The following is an 18,880-nucleotide window of genomic DNA, read 5'->3' as shown; positions in this document are numbered from 1 at the left end:
AGTAATGAATGAAAAAAGAACGAGTCGATAAGCTAGTGGTCCAAGCAGGAATTACTCACTCACGTGAACAAGCACGCCGTCTGGTTATGTCAGGAAAAATCTATGATCAAAACGATCAGCGCTATGATAAACCAGGTGAAAAAATACCGATTGATCGCGAGCTCTATCTGAAAGGGAAACCTTTCCCTTATGTATCGCGTGGGGGATTAAAGTTAGAAAGAGCCTTATCTTCTTTCAATATTGATATTACAGACCATCTACTTTTAGATATCGGTGCTTCAACAGGAGGATTTACCGATGTGGCTTTACAAAATGGCGCACGCTTATCTTATGCTTTAGATGTAGGTTACAATCAATTAGCTTATTCCTTAAGACAAGATCCTAGAGTAGTCGTAATGGAACGGCAAAACTTTCGCTATGCTCGCTTCGAAGATTTTACAAAAGGACAGCCAACAATAGCAACAATTGATGTCTCTTTTATTTCTTTAGCTTTAATTTTGCCACCATTACAGCCGATTCTAAAAAAAGATGGTTCTGTTATTGCCTTGATTAAACCACAATTTGAAGCAGGACCTAGTCGGATTGGTAAAAAGGGTGTCATAAAAGACCCAGCAGTTCATCAAGAGGTCCTTGAAGAAGTATTAGCCTTTATTAGTAAAATTGGCTTTGTTATTAAAGAGCTTACCTATTCGCCAATTACAGGAGGCGAAGGGAATATTGAATATTTAGTGCATTTAATCAATGCTAGGCAAGTAGATAATCAAAGCCACTCAACAATTGCCATCGCAAAAATTGTGGAGGAGAGCCATCAAGCTTTTGAATAAACAATGCAAAGAGGTGCCTTATGTTAATCAGTTTAAGAATTGAAAACTTTGCAATTATTGATCAAGTTTCTATTGATTTTGATGAACAGATGACAGTGCTCTCAGGGGAAACTGGAGCGGGAAAGTCGATTATTATTGATGCGATTGGTATCTTATGTGGTGGAAGAGGGTCTACTGAGTTTGTGCGAAAAGGAAGCCCAAATCTCTTTATTGAAGGTCTTTTTAGTTTACAAGGAAATGAAAAGCTCTTAATGCAATTGCAAGCAATTGGAATTGAAATTGAGGATCCAGAAGATGCCCTTTTGATTCAACGCGAGATCCATAAGAGTGGACGAAATGTTATTAAAATTAATCAACGACCAGCTAATGTGACCATGCTAAAACGAATTGGTCGTTATTTGGTAGATATTCATGGTCAAAATGAACATCAAGCTCTGTTAGACTCCTCACGACATCTTGAGTTACTGGATCTTTTTGCTAGTGAGAGCTTACTTCAAGTTAAAGAAAAATATCAGCTAGTTTATAATCACTATCAAGATTTAAGACAGCAATTGTTAACTAAGAAATTTGACGAACAAGATGCACTTCAACGTTTAAATTATTTAGAGTTTCAGTTAGAAGAATTAAAAAATTTAGATTTAGTGGCAGATGAGGATCAGCAACTGCTACAACAAAGCAAGAGACTTCAAAATGCACAGTTAATGAGTCAGTATCTTAATGAAATCAACCAGCTAATGACCGATCAAGAAGCTAGTGTCGATCAGCAAATTGAGCGAGTGCTTTATCTGTTACAGCACTTGGGAAGATTTGATAATCAATATTTGTCATTTGAGGAGCGCTTACAAGGCCTGCAAGTAGATTTAAAAGAATTAAGCCGAGAAATTGCTTTTTCTTTTGATGTGCCAGATTATGATGAACAGGTGATGGATGAAATTCAAAGAAGACTAAGTCAGTTGGAAAAAGTTCAAAAAAAATATGGACGTAATATTGAAGAGTTAATCGATTACCAGCTTGAACTCGTTAAGGAAATTGATCAAATTAAACATTTTGAAAGTTATCAAAAACAAACACAGGAAGCCTTCCTCAAAACTTATGAAGAAGCCTTTGAATTAGCTCAAAGCATATCCAATCTCCGTAAAGAAGCAGCCAAAGCAATTGTCTCAGAAGTTGAAGGTCAATTAAAAGAACTCTACATGCCGCATACTGAATTTGAGGTCAAGATGCGACAGGTAGAGTCTGATTCTAATTTGCAACCATTCTTTTCCAATTCTTATTTACGTTTGAATGAAGCGGGTATGGACCAAGTTGAATTCTACTCAAGGACTAATTTGGGAGAAGAAAGTCAACCACTGGCTAAAATAGCATCTGGTGGTGAACTTTCACGATTTATGTTGGCCTTGAAGACAATTTTCGCAAGAAATCAAGCAGTTGAGACCTTAATATTTGATGAAATTGATACAGGGGTTTCTGGTAGAGTCGCTAGTGCTATAGCGAGTAAACTGGCTAAAATCGCTCAAAATAAACAAGTCTTATGCATCACCCATTTAGCACAAGTAGCTGCCGCAGCCAATCAACAGCTAATTATTAAAAAAGAAATTAATCAAGAGCGCACGGTTACACAAGTGGATTATTTATCAGAAGAAGAGCGAGTAGCCATGATTGCTGGCATGATGTCTGGTGAAGTACAATCTGAATCCAGTCTACAAGTAGCTCAAGACCTGCTCACATCCTATCAAAAGAATTAGGGGGTTTTTGTTTGAATAAACTACCGATAGTAGTGATTACAGGACCAACAGGAGTTGGGAAAACCACTCTTTCAATCCGTTTGGCTAAACGTTTCAAAGGGCAGATTATTAATGCGGATTCAATGCAAGTATATCGTGGATTGGATATTGGAACAGGAAAAATTAAATCGGAAGAAATGTCAGGAGTACCTCACCATCTCTTAGACATCTACGACCCGCAAGATAATTATGATGCCAGTCAGTTTCAGGCCGATGCCAATCGTGCAATCGAACAAATTTCGGCGGAAGGAGACTTGCCCATATTAGTGGGGGGGACAGGTCTTTATTTAGAGGGTTTACTTTATGACCTTTCATTTGGTGGTCAGGAATCAATGGATTCTCACTACCGTAAACATTTAGAAGAAAGATTGCAAAACGAAGGCGAAGGTATTCTATGGCAAGAATTGAATGCTATCGACCCTTTAGCTGCAAAGAAAATCCCAATACAAAATGGCCGTCGGATTGTACGAGCTTTAGAAGTTATTAAGCAAACAGGCAAACTTTTTTCAAGTCAGACCGATATAAGTAACCGTCAATCACGGTTTAATGAATTATTGATTATTTTAAATCGTCCGCGCGAGGAATTGTATAGTCGAATTAACCGCAGAGTTGAATTAATGGTCGAAGAAGGATTGGAAAATGAAGTCCATCAGCTGTATCAGCTTAACAAAAATCTAGAGCTTTCAAGTATGAAAGGTATTGGCTATAAAGAGTGGTGGCCTTATTTTGAGCAAAATCAATCACTTAAAGAAACGATTACGACTATCCAGCAAAATAGCCGGCGCTATGCAAAAAGACAATTAACTTGGTATCGTAACCGCATGAAAAATCAGCATTGGATTGATTTAAGCAATCCAGATTATGAAGATGAAGCAAATGAATTAATCGCAAATTTCCTAGAAGAAATTGAAAGGGAGAAAAATGATTGAAACAAGAAAAGGGCCTGAACGAGTCCTAATAGTGGGTATCCGAACGGATACTTATCAAGAAGATCGTTTTATGGAATTAATCTCAGAGATGGAATCCTTGACCCAAACAGCAAAGGGTGTGGTCATTAAAACAATGATACAAAACTTACCCAGACTCAATCATCATTCTGCCGTTGGGTCTGGCAAGTTAGAAGAAATCCGGCTCTATGTAGAAAGTGACGCTATTGACCTAGTTATCTTTTTTAATGCACTCTCACCAAGTATGAACAAAGTAATTGAGGCTGAATTAGGTGTGAAAGTCATTGACCGTGTTCAATTAATCCTCGATATCTTTGCCATGCGAGCTAAGAGTCGCGAAGGAAAGCTACAAGTTGGTTTAGCGCAATATCAATATTTATTACCAAGAATTGGTGGCCAAGGTAAGTCTCTGTCTCGTTTGGGAGGAGGGATAGGTACCAGAGGTCCAGGTGAAACGCAATTAGAGACCGATCGCCGTCATATCCGCTCTCGCATTACCCAAATAAAAAAAGATTTGCAGGAAGTGGTGCAGCATCGTAAACGAACACGCGAAAATCGCCACAGTGGTCGTGAGTTTAACATTGGCTTAGTAGGCTATACTAATGCTGGCAAATCGACTATTTTGAGTCAAGTAACGGAAAGTGAAACTTTCGTACAAGATCAATTATTTGCCACTCTAGATCCTCTCACTAGACAATTTGCCATTCATGGTCACCCAATGTTTACTTTGACAGATACCGTCGGTTTTATTGAAGAACTACCTACTCAATTAATCGAATCCTTCAAGTCAACATTGGAAGAAATCCGTTATATGGATGTCTTACTACATGTGGTTGATGCTTCCAATCCTGCCCATCTCATGCATGAAGAAACAGTCAACCGTATTTTGAAAGATATTGAAGCAGACCATATTCCGGTTTTAACGGTTTATAATAAAAAAGATGCAATGGAAGAGTCATTTGTTGCTGTTCAAAAACCAAATATAACGATTTCCGCTTTAGAAGCGACGGACATTGAAAAATTAAAAGAAGCGATTTGGGCTCTTTGTATTCAGTCAGCTGAGGCATACTCTGTAAAAATTTTACCCGAAGAAGCAGACCTCTTATCGCATTACCAACAAAATACGCTAGTCGAGAGTTTAGACTTCGATGAAGAAAATCAATTCTATCGAGTGACAGGATACCGTCGTAAACAAAATGACTAGCAGAGACTATAAAGGAGGATGAAAATGTTAACGATGAAAGATATTATTAAAGAAGGTCACCCAACCTTGCGTTTAAAAGCAAAAAAGGTAACTTTCCCAATGGATCCTTCGTTAAAACAAAAAGCCATGGAAATGTTAGAGTTTCTAAAGAATAGCCAAGATAAGGAAAAAGCAGAAAAATATGGGTTAAGACCGGGGGTAGGTTTAGCAGCCCCACAGATAAATATAAGCAAACAGATATTTGCTATGCATATTTATCAATTTGATGATGAAGGCAACATTTCTGGTGAAGAAATGAGTCAAATTTTCGTTAACCCAGTGATTACGAGACACTCTGTTCAGGAAGTCGCTTTAAGTGAAGGTGAAGGGTGCTTATCAGTGGATCGTGAAGTAGAAGGTTATGTGCCTCGTCCACAAAGAATAACACTCAAGTATCAAGATCTGGAAGGGAATGAACATAGTTTAAAATTAAGGAATTATCAAGCTGTGGTAGCTCAGCATGAAATTGATCATTTGCATGGTATCATGTTTTATGATCATATTAATGAGCAAGCGCCTTGGTATGCTAACAAGGATTTAATAATAATTTAGTTTAAGTATTAGCTAATCTAGAGAATAGATTGTTTGAATTTAATATTCTATGATATAATACTTAAGTAATTTGAAGAAGTTAGGAGAAGATAAGATGATTTCAGCAACAGATTTAAAAGCCGGTATGACTTTTGTGGACGAGGGAAACTTGATTAAAGTTTTAGAAGCTAGTCACCATAAACCGGGTAAAGGAAATACTGTTATGCGTATGAAGCTTCGTAATGTTCGCTCAGGTGCAACCTATGATACTACTTTTCGACCTGATCAAAAGTTTGAACGCGCATATTTAGACACTAAAGAAGTTCAATATCTTTACAAAATGGACGGTATGGCTGTGTTTATGGATTTAGAAACATACGAGCAATATGAACTGCCAGCTGATACCATTGAAAATGAGCTATTCTATTTATTAGATAATATGAACTGTAAAATTCAATTCTTCGGTCATGAAGTAATCGGAGTTGAATTACCAGGAACGGTTGTCTTGACTGTTTCGGAAACTCAACCTTCGATTAAGGGAGCAACCGTTACTGGCTCAGGCAAGCCAGCTACAATGGAAACAGGTTTAGTTGTAAACGTCCCTGATTTTATTGAAGCAGGTGAAGCATTAGAAATTGGAACAGCTGACGGATCTTATAAGGGAAGAGCTAACAAATAAGTTTAAAAGACGCAGCTTAATGAATTTTTTATATCATGATTGTTCGAAGATAAAAGCCCCTTGCTGATTAAAGATTCAGCAAGGGGCTTTTAATCAGTTAATCAAGTTCAGTAAAGGTTGCCCAATTATAATAAGAACCTTCATAGTTCTTAACATTTTCAAAACCTAGCATTTCCATAATTAATTGCATATAGGCCGAACGAAAATTGCTTGGACAATAAGTGACGATGGCATCCTCTTTATTAAATCCTTATTCTATGAAAAGAGCTTCGAATTCTTCATTTGATTTTAATAAAACCTCCTCATTATAAAGGTCTGTATTCTGTATATGGAATATTAATTGCGCCAGGCAAATGACCACCTTTTTTTCAAGTGAGTCAAGGATTTTATAATTGGCAATTGTCTCAGTTAATTCGTGTGTATCAATAACAGCTGTACGATCGATATCTTTGACAGTTGCTTCCACTGGTTCTAAGGTTATTTGATCTTTAACCAATTGAATATCAGATTTAGCAATTGCTCCTGAAACATGGCCTTTTTTTGCTTCTTTTTGACCGCGGGTGTCAATAATTATAGTATCTGAATTGCCAAATCTGGAAGCCAAATAATTGACATCAACGATATAAACTCCATTGAAACGATTGAAATCAGCTTTATCTCCATTTAACTCACGCTCAGCTGTTTCAGCACTTGAGTTCTCCGTGTCACTTGCAAATGCAATAAAACTGTTATACGAGCTAAGACCTAGTGATAATAAAAATACTAAAAGTATATTTATGATTTTTTTATAATATCCTTCCTTCATGTATTTTAGTACTATTGAGTAATAAATGGTAATAAACATCTGTGAAATAATTATATAAGTAGAAGCAACCTATCAGAATATTAAATAATCAAAATAAAAACCACCTCAACGAACTCTATTAATAGAGAACAATTGAGGTGGTTTAATGTTATAAAATATGCCAGGCAGGATTCGAACCTGCGACCTACGGTTTAGAAGACCGTTGCTCTATCCAGCTGAGCTACTGGCACATAACAGCTACATTATTATAGTTTTTTTTTTTTTGATTGTCAAGCTGTTTCATAAAAAATCACTAAATATAACAGATTATCACTGAAAATTATAACAGATAAAACAGAGTTCTTTGTGCATTTTTTATCAAAGTTTATTATAAAAACCTATGATTTAATTGTAATTGTATGCATAACTCATCTTTTTTCTTGCAATTGGGCAGCTAAGGTGTTATCGTTGAAAATGAGCAATTATTGCTACAGTTTTAATTTAACTGTTATTAAGGACAAAAAATGAGAGGAATGTGAAAGAATGGCACGAGCTAAAGCAAAAGTGACAATGGATGAATTATTGATGCCAGATAATTTTGATTTTTCAATGGTTCAAGTGATGGATGAAGCGGGGAAGATTGTTAATCCAGATCTTTTAGGTGATGTTACTGAGGAAGACATGGTTAAATTTATGGAAGAAATGGTTTGGGCTCGCGAATTATTTGAGCGTTCAACAGCGCTTAACCGTCAAGGACGTTTAGGTTTCTATGCTCCAACCTCTGGTCAAGAAGCTTCTCAATTAGGTACTGTATTGGCTACTGAAAAAGAAGATGTACTGTTACCTGGTTACCGTGATGTTCCTCAATTAATTAAGCATGGACTTCCTTTATATAAGGCTTTTCTATGGTCAAAAGGACATGTAGCTGGATCAACTTTTGATGAAGACCTAAAGGCGTATCCACCACAAATTATTATTGGTGCACAGTATGTTCAAGCAGCGGGAGTTGCCTTAGGAATTAAAAAGAATAAACGACAAGCGATTGCGATGACATGGACGGGTGATGGTGGTTCTTCACAAGGAGACTTTTATGAAGGAATTAACTTTGCTGGTGCATATCAATCACCAGCTGTCTTTGTTGTTCAAAATAATGGCTGGGCGATTTCAACGCCCCGTTCTGTCCAAACAGCCGCACCGACTTTAGCTCAAAAAGCTGTAGCAGCCGGCATTCCTGGTATTCAAGTGGATGGGATGGATATTTTAGCTGTTTATGCAGTTACAAAGGCTGCTAGGGAATATGCGATTGCAGGTAATGGACCGGTACTAATCGAGACTGTTTGTTATCGTTTTGGTCCTCATACCCTTTCTGGAGATGATCCAAAACGTTACCAAGCAGAAGGCTCTCAAGCAGAATGGCGCGCTAAAGATCCTTTAATTCGTATGCGTAACTACCTAACTGCTAAAGGACTTTGGTCAGAAGAACAAGAAGAAGAAGTTATTCAAAGGACAAAAGAAGAAGTTAGAGATGCCATTAAATTAGCTGACCAAGAACCAAAACAAAAAATCTCAGATTTTTTAAAAAATATGTATGAGACACCAGATTTTGTAACACAAGAACAAATTAGTAAATTTGAAGCAAAGGAGAATAAATAATTATGGCTAAATTAACAATGATTGAGGCTATTACAGAAGCCTTAGCCAATGAATTGCGCACAAACGACCGCACACTTGTTTTTGGAGAAGATGTGGGTAAAAATGGTGGGGTTTTCCGAGCTACTCAAGGCTTACAAGAAGAATTTGGCGAAGAACGTGTAATGGATACACCGTTAGCTGAATCTGGTATAAGTGGCATGGCTATCGGGCTAGCTCTTGAAGGATTCCGTCCAATTCCTGAGATTCAATTTAATGGATTTGTTTTTGAAACAATGGACTCTGTTGTAGCTCAAGCCGCGCGTACCCGTTACCGTATGGGAGCTTCCCGTAACCTACCAATTACATTCCGTTCTCCTTTTGGTGGAGGAGTTCACACACCTGAGCTTCATGCAGACTCATTAGAAGGTCTCTTAGCTCAATCACCAGGCCTTAAAGTGGTAATTCCTTCTAATCCATATGATGCTAAAGGCTTATTAATTTCAGCGATCCGAGATAACGATCCAGTGTACTTTTTGGAACACATGAAATTGTACCGTTCTTTCCGTGAGGAAGTTCCAGAAGGAGAATACACTGTTCCTTTAGGCAAGGCAAAAGTTGTTAAAGAAGGTACAGACTTAACTTTAATTGCATATGGTGCTATGGTACAAGAATCGGTCAAAGCAGCAGAAAAATTAGCTAAAGAAGGCGTTGATGTTGAGGTACTTGACTTAAGAACAGTTCAACCATTAGATATTGAAACAATTATTGCTTCGGTAGAAAAAACAGGAAAAGTAATTGTAGTTCAAGAAGCGCAACGTCAAGCGGGTGTTGGAAGCAAAGTGATTGCTGAGATTTCTGAACGTGCAGTTCTTTCTCTGAAAGCACCAATTGGATTCGTAGCTGCTCCTGATACCATCTTCCCATTTGGAATGGCTGAAAGAGACTGGTTACCAAATGCAGAAGATATTGTGGCCAAGGCTAAGGAATTAGAAGATTTTTAGACGATAAATGATTTCAAGCAGATGTTCCATCTGCTTGCTTTCGAGTCAAGTTAAGAAAAGGAGAAAAATTATATGGCATTCCAATTTAAATTACCAGCTTTGGGCGAAGGGATTATGGAAGGTGAAATCGTCTCTTGGGCGGTTAAAGAAGGAGACACAATTAAAGAAGATGACACTTTAGTCGAGGTCCAAAATGATAAATCCGTTGAAGAATTACCTTCTCCAGTTTCTGGAACTATAAAAAAAATTCATGTAGCAACCGGTCAAATTGCTCAGCTCGGTCAAATAATTGTTGAAATTGATGCGCCAGGATTTGAAAACGAAGCTAACCCTGAGAGAGAAGAAACGCCGGCGAGTCCAGCCAAAGAAGCATCTGATTCAAAAGTAGATCAAACAGCAAAAGCCAATTCGAACACAGCATTTTTCCAATTTAAATTACCTGCTTTAGGGGAAGGGATTATGGAAGGAGAAATTGTTTCTTGGTCCGTAAAGGAAGGTGAAACAATTAAAGAAGACGAAACCTTAGTAGAAGTTCAAAATGATAAATCAATTGAAGAATTACCTTCTCCAGTTTCTGGCATCGTTAAGAAAATTCATGTACAGACTGGTCAAATTGCGCAATTAGGGCAAGTTTTAGTTGAAATTGACTCGCCAGAACACAATGGTCAAACCGACAATTCAACTAGTAGGGAAGAACAAGGAGAAGCGCTAGCAAACTCTTATGATGATGCAGCCTCGCCAGTTGAGAAAAACCCAGTAATTGAAACGACAGTAACTAAAGAGTCACCACATGTTCAAGGGTTATCGGATGAAGAGGTAGAGAACCGTCGCGTATTAGCAATGCCATCCGTTCGTAAACTTGCACGTGATAGGGCAATTGATATCACACGAGTAGCAGGAACCGGCAAGAACGGTCGCATCACAGCCGAAGATATTAATAACTTCGCCGCATCGGCCAAAATGGAGTTACCAGTTAATAAGTCTGAGCAAAAAGTGGCTACTTCTAGCACAAATGAAGAAATTGCGGCTAAAACGGAAGCTCAACAGTCAAAATCTGAAGCAAAGCCATTTGTATCCAATCAAACTGAGCGTGAAGAACGTGTGCCTTTATCAGGCACTAGAAATGCCATCGCTAAGGCAATGGTCAATTCTAAGCATACGGCTCCCCATGTTACTTTATTCGATGAAGTTGAAGTGTCTAAACTATGGGAACACCGTAAGAAATATAAGGTCATTGCTGCTGATAAAGAGGTCAAATTGACTTTTCTTCCATATGTTGTGAAGGCTTTAATCGCAGCTGCTAAGCAATATCCAGTGATAAATTCATCAATTGATGATGTTTCTAATGAAATTGTTTACAAAAACTATTATAATGTAGGTATTGCGACAGATACAGAACGGGGACTATACGTTCCAAACATTAAAGAAGCTAATACTAAGAATATGTTCCAAATTGCTAATGAAATTGTTGAGCTTTCTGAAAAGGCTCATGATGGTTCATTATTGATGTCTGAAATGTCAGGTGGAACAATGACTATTTCAAATATTGGTTCAGCCGGCGGAAAGTGGTTCAGCCCGATTATCAATCATCCTGAAGTAGTCATCTTAGGATTCGGTTCGATTGTGCAACAGCCAGTTGTCAATGAAGCGGGTGAATTAGCTGTGGGACGTGTATGTAAGTTGTCATTAAGCTTTGACCACCGTATTGTTGATGGAGCAACTGCACAGCGTGCACTGAATGAAGTGAAACGTTTTCTTGCAGACCCAGAACTATTATTAATGGAAGGATAGTGATCAAATGGTAGTTGGAGATTTCGCAATGGAATTGGATACCGTCGTAATTGGAGCAGGTCCTGGAGGCTATGTAGCAGCTATTCGTGCTGCACAGCTTGGACAAAAAGTAGCAATTATTGAAAGAGAATACTTAGGAGGCGTTTGTTTAAACGTGGGTTGTATTCCTTCAAAAGCCTTGATTCAAGCAGGACACGTGTATCATCAAGCAAAACATGGTGAAACATTTGGTGTATCTACTTCAAATGTGGAAATTGATTGGGAAAAAACCCAAAATTGGAAGCAAAATGAAGTTGTAGCGAAAATGACTTCTGGTGTGGAAATGCTTCTTAAGAAAAATAAGGTGGAGATTATTGAAGGAGAAGCTTTTTTCTCTGATAAAGATACTCTTCGTGTTGTCAACGGTGAAGAAGCGCAAACCTATACTTTCAAAAATGCAATTGTTGCAACAGGATCTCGCCCTATTGAAATTCCAGGTTTTGAATTCAAAGGCCGTGTGATTGACTCAACAGGTGGATTAAACTTGCCTGAAATTCCTAAAGATCTAGTGGTTATCGGTGGTGGAATTATCGGTACAGAGCTAGGAGGCGTTTATGCAAATCTAGGAACAAATGTGACTATCTTAGAAGGATCTAAACAATTTATTCCTTCATTTGAAAAGGATATGACACGTCTTGTTGAAAGAGATCTAAAAGCTTTAGGAGCCGAAATTGTCACAAACGCAATGGCTAAGAAGGCTGAGGAAAAGGGAGACCGTGTGGTTGTAACTTATGAGCGCAAAGGTAAAGAAATTCAAGTTGAAGCGGACTATGTAATGGTTACTGTAGGACGCCGTCCAAACACTGACAACTGTGGTTTGGAACAAGCAGGTGTTGAATTAGATGAACGTGGATTGGTTAAAGTAGATAATCAAGGACGTACTTCTAATCCAAACATTTTTGCCATTGGCGATATCGTTCCTGGAGCCATGTTAGCCCATAAAGCTTCATTCGAAGCGAAAGTTGCTGCATCAGCAATTTCTGGTGGAAAAGACATTGTTGATTATAAAGCCATGCCGTCTGTATGTTATTCTGACACTGAATTAGCTTCAGCAGGACACACTAAGGACTCTGCTAAAGAAGCGGGGATTGATGTAACTGTAACTAAATTCCCATTCGGTGGTAATGGCCGTGCAGTAGCTTTAGATCACTATAATGGTTTTGTTCGTTTGGTTACAAGAAAAGAGGACGATGTTATTATCGGAGCTCAAGTGGCTGGGCCAAGTGCCTCAGATGTATTAGCAGAAATCACCCTCGCAATTGAAGCCGGTATGAATGCTGAAGATATTGCCTTAACTGTTCATGCGCACCCAACGTTAAGTGAAGCAACGATGGATGCAGCTGAAGCAGCACTCGGCATGCCAATTCACATGTAATAACTCTATAACCCCTGATAGAACAACTTCTATCAAGGGTTTTTTTATTCGTTTTCTAAAAGGGACAGTATTTAATAATCAACTAGGGGAAAAATTTAAGCCCCATGCAAAAATCATGCAGGGGGCTTAAATTTTAAGGTTAGACGATTTGCATCCTTAAAGAGGTGGCAGTGTTCCCAGATCCTTTTTTGGCATTGATTGGAATTGATGATAAATGACATAGCTAGCTAAGATAAAAGCCATTACGTCCGCGATAGGGGCTGCCAAAGGGACTTGTTCGACACCGAACTGGTGGCCAAAAAACAAAATGAGGGGAAGCAAGAAAAAAATCTGTTTACTAAGGGCCAATAATGCACTCTTAAAGCCATAACCAATGGCTGATAGGAGATTTGCCATTCCAATGTGCATGCCTATAATAACCGTCATGAATAAAAAGCTACGTAAGTAATGCATGGCATAAGTAAAGTATAACTCCTCACCATTACCAAAGATACGGATTAAAGGACGGGTGAGGGTTTGGAAGATAACAAACATTATTAATGAGAAAGCGGCTAAAACTTTCATCTCTAATTTGAAAGTGTCTCTAACGCGCTGATAGTTTCTAGCGCCGTAATTGACACCCAAAATAGGTTGAGCTCCTTGAACGATTCCGATGACAACACCTATGAACAAGGTGTTAATTTTAATGGTAATACCAGCAGCAGCGATTGGGATATCCGCTCCGTAAATAGAGTTGGCTCCGGCAAATTTAAGAGTATTATTGAGGACAATTTGAACGACGGTATTTGACAACTGAAAGACAAAAGAGTTGATACCCAGTTTAAATATTTGCCAAAGTTCGTTCAGTTGGATAGTTATTTCACGAAAATGAATGGATACTAGTTTGAATTTTGGAATATAAGCAAGAATAAAAAGTCCTGAGACTATTTGCCCGATAATTGTGGCCAAAGCAGCACCACGCATTCCCCAATTAAATCCGAAAATAAACAGAGGGTTCAATGCTGTATTGATTGCTGCCCCTACGAGAACACTTATCATGGAGTATTTTGCACTACCATCTGCTCTAACGAGATTTGCTCCACCAATATTCAACATAAAAAAAGGAATACCGATAGCAATAATTTGTACATATTGAACGGACAGAGGATAAACTTTTTCAGTAGCTCCGAAAAATTTCATTAGTGGACCTGCTTGCCAAAAGATTACAAGAGCGAGAAGAATTCCCGATAAAAGTAAAAATCCAAAGGCTGTTGCGAGTGTATTGCGAGCCGTAGTGAAATCTTTTCGACCAATAGTTAAATTAAAGTTAGCAGCGGCGCCAATTCCTGTGAGTAATCCGATGGCTAAACAGACCGTCGTTATCGGAAAAGCGATATTGGTTGCTGCATTTCCTAAATAGCCAACTCCTTGTCCAATAAAGATTTGATCTACGATATTGTAAAGAGAGTTGGCCAGGTTGGCAATAATACTGGGAATTGCAAATTGTTTAAGTAATTTGGACACGGGTTCAGTTTCAAGAGGGTTGTGTATGTTAGGAATTTCAAGCGAGGGATTAGTTTCTGTCACAAATTTCTTCCTTCCTTAGCAAATTTATTTTTATTATGATAATCGACTTCCCATTATAACATAAAAAAATTCTAAAGGTAAAACGATCCAATTAAACAAGAAAATTTGTGATCTAGAGTTGTCAAACATATGTTACACAAGGTGCTTCTAAAATGGCATGCTTATGTCTTAGCGTCTAGCCCTCAAATTCTTTATATCTGTCAAAGAGGAAAGCGGAGCGATCCTTGACAGAAATAAAGAATTTGAGATCATGGGCAAGACTAAGCAGGCTTGTTCCTAAAGTATTCGCGTACTACTTCATTGGGACTCTTAAAATTTAAAACCTTTCGATGGATATTATTGCCTCGGTTCACATATCGACGATGTGCTTTCTTCAATTCTTGCACACTCTTAAATTCTCGACGATTGTAGAATCGTTCCCCATCTTCTCGGTGACTTCTTTCAACTATGCCGTTCTGCCATAGAGAATAGGGACGGGTCTTGAGATACTCTATCTCCTTACTCTCTGATATCTCTTCAAAAAAGTATGCTTAACGCTCAAAGTAGTCCCGAAAGTGGAAAGAGAGTTTACCAACACTCTTTCACCGGAGTATTATGCCTTTCTAAACAAGCAAGAAACAGATCCATGAATGAAAGATAAAAAGATACGTTGCAAATAAAACACTATTTTTAACATTTTATATTTGAGGCGTTCAAAATATTGAATGTGAGGAGTTTTTGACGGTAATTAGTATGCTCTATTGACTAGGATCCGCTTTTTGATTGAGTAGAACAATGTATCTTATTAAGAAAACGTTTTATATTCGAAATACTTTTTCATTTGCGTAAAAATGCGTTATATTAGTATTAACCGAAATGAATTTGTTGGAGGTGTAATAAGATGTCTAGTTATTCCTATCCATTAAATGAAGATTGGTCAAGTCAAGAAATTACGATCGTTGTTGATTTTTTAGCAGGGGTTGAATCCGCCTATGAAAGAGGAATTAGAGTAGAACGGATTAAAGATAAGTATCGAGCATTTAAAGAAATTGTCAATTCGATAAGTGAAGAAAAACAAATTGATCGTGAATTTCAAGCGGCTTCGGGATACTCTATCTATCGATGCATGCAAAAAGCTAAAACATTGAAAGATTCCCAAACGTTAAAAATGCCTTAGGAGGTCACTATGGATTTTCAATTACATCAACGTGTAATATCTTGGTTAAAAACAGCTGGGGACTCGTTGATCGCTTCCTTGAATACCAATTTAATGGTTGAAGAAAAAACGAACGCAAGTGATTTAGTCACACGGATGGATAAAGAAGTAGAAGCCTATTTTACCCAACAAATTAACACTTACTATCCCGACCATCGTGTATTAGGCGAAGAAGGAAAGGGACATTCGATTAAAGAGACTCATGGAGTCTTATGGATAATTGACCCGATTGATGGAACTTTGAATTTTGTCAAGCAAGGGCGTTTTTTTGGCGTCATGATTGGTATATATAAAGACGGTCGGCCGCTAGCGGGCTATATCTATGATGTAATGCAAGGCGATCTTTATTATGGGTTTGTCGGTCAAGGCGCTTTTTTGAATGATCGTCCTCTGATACCATTAGAAATTAATTCGTTAGAGCAAGGGCTTATGGTGACAAACGCCCACATTTTAGTTGAAAACCAATTTAATAGTCAAGCATTATTACATGCATCTCTGGGTTCAAGGTCTTATGGTTGTGCAGCTTATGAAATGATTTCCGTTATTAGAGGGGAATCCGCTTTTTATTTAGCAAGTCGTTTAATGCCGTGGGATTTTGCAGCGGGAGTAGCAATTTTAGAATCTTTAGGTTTTAAGTATAGTCAACCTAACGGACAGGATCTGAATCTTTTAACAGCGAATCCTGGTCTCTTCTCTAACGCTGCAGTTTATGAGGAAGTATTACAGATAATTAATTCAAAAGAAAATTAGGAGAATTTAATGAAAATAAGAAATGACATAAGAAATATTGCAATCATTGCCCACGTTGACCATGGTAAAACCACTTTGGTTAATGAGCTCCTTAAGCAATCGGATACTTTAGATGCTAGAGCTCAGATAGACGATCGTGCAATGGATCGCAATGATATTGAAAGAGAACGTGGCATTACCATCTTAGCTAAAAATACAGCTGTAAATTACAAGGGAACACGGATCAATATCATGGATACGCCTGGACACGCAGACTTCGGTGGTGAAGTAGAACGTATTATGAAAATGGTTGATGGCGTTATCTTGGTAGTAGATGCTTATGAAGGTACTATGCCTCAAACACGCTTTGTGTTGAAGAAAGCCTTAGAAGAAGGTAAGACTCCTTTAGTGGTTGTTAATAAAATTGATAAGCCATCGGCTCGTCCGGAGGTAGTTGTTGATGAAGTGCTTAACCTATTGATTGAATTAGGCGCAGATGATGATCAATTAGAGTTCCCAGTTGTTTATGCTTCAGCTATTAATGGGACTTCTTCGCTTTCTAGTGATTTGCAAGACCAAGAAAATACCATGGATCCAATTTTTGAATCAGTAATTGAACATATTCCAGCACCAATTGATAATTCAGATGACCCACTGCAGTGTCAAGTCACCATGCTTGATTACAATGACTTTGTCGGCAGAATTGGAATCGGTCGCGTTTTCCGTGGCAAGATCAAAGTTGGGGATGCGGTAACGGTTATTAAGATTGATGGCTCTAAGAAGAATTTCCGGGTGACAAAATTATATGGTTTTCTTGGATTAGACCGAATTGAAATTAAAGAAGCGATGGCCGGAGACTTAATTGCAATTTCTGGAATGGATGATATTTATGTAGGAGAAACGATTGCTTCAGTTGATAATCCAGAGGCTATGCCATTGCTTCATATCGATGAGCCAACTCTAGAAATGAACTTCTTAACCAATAATTCTCCATTCGCTGGCCGTGAAGGGAAGTATGTTACTGCGCGTAATTTGGAAGATCGTTTGATGCAGGAATTGCATACAGACGTTTCTTTAAATGTTACGCCAACAGACTCGCCAGATACTTTCAAGGTGGCTGGACGTGGGGAGTTACATTTATCGATCTTAATCGAAAATATGCGACGTCAAGGCTATGAATTCCAAGTCTCACGTCCGCAAGTGATTATAAGAGAAATCGATGGCGTTAAGTCAGAACCATTTGAACGTCTTCAAATCGATACCCCGGAAGAATACATGGGGGGCATTATCGAGGCTATCAGTAATCGTCGGGGTGAAATGGCAGATATGGTTCACTCTGGCAATGGACAGATTCGTCTGGTCTTTTCAATTCCAGCTCGTGGTTTAATTGGTTTCTCAACCGAATTTATGTCTTTAACAAGGGGATACGGCATTATGAACCATACTTATGATGAGTACCGTCCGGTGATTAATGTAGAACTTGGTCAGCGTCGTAACGGAACCTTAGTTTCCATCGATAGCGGTCAAGCAACCACATATTCAATTATGAATCTTGAGGATCGTGGAACGATTTTTGTTGAACCTGGTACGGAGGTATATGAAGGAATGATTGTTGGCGAACATAATCGTGAGAATGATTTGACGGTTAATATCACTAAAGCAAAACAATTAACGAATGTCCGTTCAGCTAACAAAGACCAAACAGCTGTGATTAAATCCACTAAAAAAATGACATTGGAAGAAGCTATACAATTCATGGCAGATGATGAATATTGTGAAATTACACCAATGGCAATCCGTTTACGCAAACGTATTCTAGACAAATCAACCCGTGAAAAAGCGAAAAAAAATAAAAAATAATATAAACATAGAACTCGAAGATAATAAAAGAGTATCTTTGGGTTCAATGCCTTTGTGAATAGATATATAAGCATATTTCTTTGTCTGACTATAGTGGCATGATATGATAAAGATCATAACAGAATTAGGAGGAGTAAAAATGACATTCAAATTACCTGAATTACCCTATGCATATGATAATTTAGAGCCCGCTATTGATCAAAAAACCATGGAGATTCACCATACTAAACACCACAATGGTTATGTTACTAAATTAAACGCAGCCGTTGAGGGAACCGAGTATGCTGACCAATCGATTGAAGAAATTATCAAGAGCTTAAAATCACTTCCAAGTGATATTCAAACAGCTGTTCGCAACAATGGTGGAGGCCACTATAACCACTCGCTATTCTGGGAATCATTACAAGCTCCTCAAGAAGACAACAAGCCTTCTGGAGACTTAGCTAAGAAAATTGATGAAGAATTTGGGTCTTTCGAAAAATTCCAAGAAGAATTTACAAAAGCTGCAACCGGTCAATTTGGATCAGGTTGGGGTTGGTTAGTTAAAGATGGCGACAAACTAAAAGTTTTAGGCACTCCAAATCAAGACAATCCTTTAACTGAAGGTTTAACTCCTTTATTAGGTTTAGACGTTTGGGAGCATGCTTACTACTTAAACTATCAAAATAGACGTCCGGACTACGTTAAAGCTTTCTGGTCTATTATTAATTGGGACAAAGTTGCAGAACGCTTTTCAGCATAATATTTATGAATAAATAAGTATAATGATTATTTTTAAAACTATCTATTTAGTTTTCACTTACTTTCCAAGTTTTTAAACTTAAGAAAAGTAAGTGCTTTTTTAATTGGCTCTTTGTCAAATAGGGTTGATGAGTAGGTGAGGTAACCGACTGGTTACTT

The 18,880-nt window shown here is 38.0% G+C and carries 16 protein-coding genes, 1 tRNA gene and 2 pseudogenes; 14 read left to right on the top strand and 5 right to left on the bottom strand.

Annotation, left to right across the window (positions count from 1 at the left end; all coding sequences use genetic code 11):
- Positions 1–8: 8 nt before the first annotated feature.
- From ACQV2R_RS04500 to efp, 6 genes are all read left to right on the top strand, one after another.
- Positions 9–824 carry a TlyA family RNA methyltransferase gene (locus ACQV2R_RS04500; RefSeq protein WP_428882402.1) on the top strand — a complete coding sequence of 272 codons (816 nt, stop codon included), beginning with the start codon at positions 9–11 and terminating at the stop codon, positions 822–824.
- A 20-nt stretch (positions 825–844) separates the two neighbouring features.
- Positions 845–2,569, top strand: coding sequence for a DNA repair protein RecN (gene recN / locus ACQV2R_RS04495; protein WP_428875299.1), 1,725 nt, complete (start codon positions 845–847; stop codon positions 2,567–2,569).
- A gap of 11 nt (positions 2,570–2,580) precedes the next feature.
- Entirely contained in the window at positions 2,581–3,537 is a 957-nt protein-coding gene (gene miaA / locus ACQV2R_RS04490) for a tRNA (adenosine(37)-N6)-dimethylallyltransferase MiaA (protein ID WP_428876143.1), read from the top strand.
- Complete coding sequence (hflX, locus tag ACQV2R_RS04485; protein WP_428874291.1) at positions 3,530–4,759, top strand: GTPase HflX; 1,230 nt, start codon at positions 3,530–3,532, stop codon at positions 4,757–4,759. The genes miaA and hflX overlap by 8 nt, the downstream gene beginning before the upstream one ends.
- Before the next feature lie 24 nt (positions 4,760–4,783).
- Positions 4,784–5,350 (top strand): peptide deformylase, encoded by a 567-nt coding sequence (def, locus tag ACQV2R_RS04480; RefSeq protein WP_428874293.1) that lies wholly within the window; start codon positions 4,784–4,786, stop codon positions 5,348–5,350.
- Positions 5,351–5,444: 94 nt separating this feature from the next.
- A complete protein-coding gene (efp, locus tag ACQV2R_RS04475; RefSeq protein ID WP_428874295.1) occupies positions 5,445–6,008 on the top strand; it encodes an elongation factor P in 564 nt (187 codons plus the stop codon).
- 97 nt (positions 6,009–6,105) lie between these two features.
- On the opposite strand, the pseudogene ACQV2R_RS04470 reads toward efp, so the two are convergent.
- The 3 genes and pseudogenes from ACQV2R_RS04470 to ACQV2R_RS04460 all read right to left on the bottom strand — a co-directional run.
- Positions 6,106–6,240, bottom strand: a pseudogene (locus ACQV2R_RS04470) (rhodanese-like domain-containing protein); the annotation flags it as partial.
- Between the two features lie 18 nt (positions 6,241–6,258).
- Positions 6,259–6,813 (bottom strand): hypothetical protein, encoded by a 555-nt coding sequence (locus ACQV2R_RS04465; protein ID WP_428891871.1) that lies wholly within the window; start codon positions 6,811–6,813, stop codon positions 6,259–6,261.
- A gap of 156 nt (positions 6,814–6,969) precedes the next feature.
- A tRNA-Arg gene (locus ACQV2R_RS04460) sits at positions 6,970–7,043 on the bottom strand.
- 292 nt (positions 7,044–7,335) lie between these two features.
- Here ACQV2R_RS04460 and pdhA point away from each other — a divergent pair.
- The 4 genes from pdhA (at position 7,336) to lpdA (ending at position 12,630) form a co-directional block, all read left to right on the top strand.
- Positions 7,336–8,445 carry a pyruvate dehydrogenase (acetyl-transferring) E1 component subunit alpha gene (gene pdhA, locus ACQV2R_RS04455; RefSeq protein WP_428874298.1) on the top strand — a complete coding sequence of 370 codons (1,110 nt, stop codon included), beginning with the start codon at positions 7,336–7,338 and terminating at the stop codon, positions 8,443–8,445.
- A gap of 2 nt (positions 8,446–8,447) precedes the next feature.
- Positions 8,448–9,425: an alpha-ketoacid dehydrogenase subunit beta gene (locus ACQV2R_RS04450; RefSeq protein ID WP_428874299.1), complete on the top strand. Its 978-nt coding sequence runs from the start codon at positions 8,448–8,450 to the stop codon at positions 9,423–9,425.
- 72 nt (positions 9,426–9,497) lie between these two features.
- Positions 9,498–11,216 (top strand): dihydrolipoyllysine-residue acetyltransferase, encoded by a 1,719-nt coding sequence (locus ACQV2R_RS04445; protein WP_428891870.1) that lies wholly within the window; start codon positions 9,498–9,500, stop codon positions 11,214–11,216.
- A gap of 7 nt (positions 11,217–11,223) precedes the next feature.
- Positions 11,224–12,630 carry a dihydrolipoyl dehydrogenase gene (gene lpdA / locus ACQV2R_RS04440; RefSeq protein WP_428874301.1) on the top strand — a complete coding sequence of 469 codons (1,407 nt, stop codon included), beginning with the start codon at positions 11,224–11,226 and terminating at the stop codon, positions 12,628–12,630.
- A gap of 156 nt (positions 12,631–12,786) precedes the next feature.
- Here the strand turns inward: lpdA and ACQV2R_RS04435 are convergent, their stop codons facing one another.
- The gene (locus ACQV2R_RS04435) at positions 12,787–14,196 is read right to left on the bottom strand and encodes an MATE family efflux transporter (protein ID WP_428891869.1); all 1,410 of its coding nucleotides are present in this window, start codon (positions 14,194–14,196) and stop codon (positions 12,787–12,789) included.
- Positions 14,197–14,456: 260 nt separating this feature from the next.
- Positions 14,457–14,717, bottom strand: a pseudogene (locus ACQV2R_RS04430) (integrase core domain-containing protein); the annotation flags it as partial.
- A gap of 359 nt (positions 14,718–15,076) precedes the next feature.
- On the opposite strand from ACQV2R_RS04430, the gene ACQV2R_RS04425 reads away from it, so the two are divergent.
- The 4 genes from ACQV2R_RS04425 to ACQV2R_RS04410 all read left to right on the top strand — a co-directional run bounded on the left by ACQV2R_RS04425 (position 15,077) and on the right by ACQV2R_RS04410 (position 18,722).
- On the top strand, positions 15,077–15,352 hold the full coding sequence (locus tag ACQV2R_RS04425; RefSeq protein WP_428875364.1) for a UPF0223 family protein: 276 nt from the start codon (positions 15,077–15,079) through the stop codon (positions 15,350–15,352).
- Positions 15,353–15,361: 9 nt separating this feature from the next.
- Positions 15,362–16,141: an inositol monophosphatase family protein gene (locus tag ACQV2R_RS04420; RefSeq protein WP_428875365.1), complete on the top strand. Its 780-nt coding sequence runs from the start codon at positions 15,362–15,364 to the stop codon at positions 16,139–16,141.
- Between the two features lie 9 nt (positions 16,142–16,150).
- Positions 16,151–17,980, top strand: coding sequence for a translational GTPase TypA (typA, locus tag ACQV2R_RS04415; RefSeq protein ID WP_428874312.1), 1,830 nt, complete (start codon positions 16,151–16,153; stop codon positions 17,978–17,980).
- A gap of 139 nt (positions 17,981–18,119) precedes the next feature.
- On the top strand, positions 18,120–18,722 hold the full coding sequence (locus tag ACQV2R_RS04410; RefSeq protein ID WP_428874313.1) for a superoxide dismutase: 603 nt from the start codon (positions 18,120–18,122) through the stop codon (positions 18,720–18,722).
- Positions 18,723–18,880: the final 158 nt, after the last annotated feature.

It is taken from the genome of Facklamia sp. P12937, assembly GCF_050409505.1.
GTDB lineage: Bacteria > Bacillota > Bacilli > Lactobacillales > Aerococcaceae > Facklamia.
The sequence above is the reverse complement of the archived record's forward strand: the minus strand, read 5'-3'. Positions and strand labels throughout refer to the sequence as shown.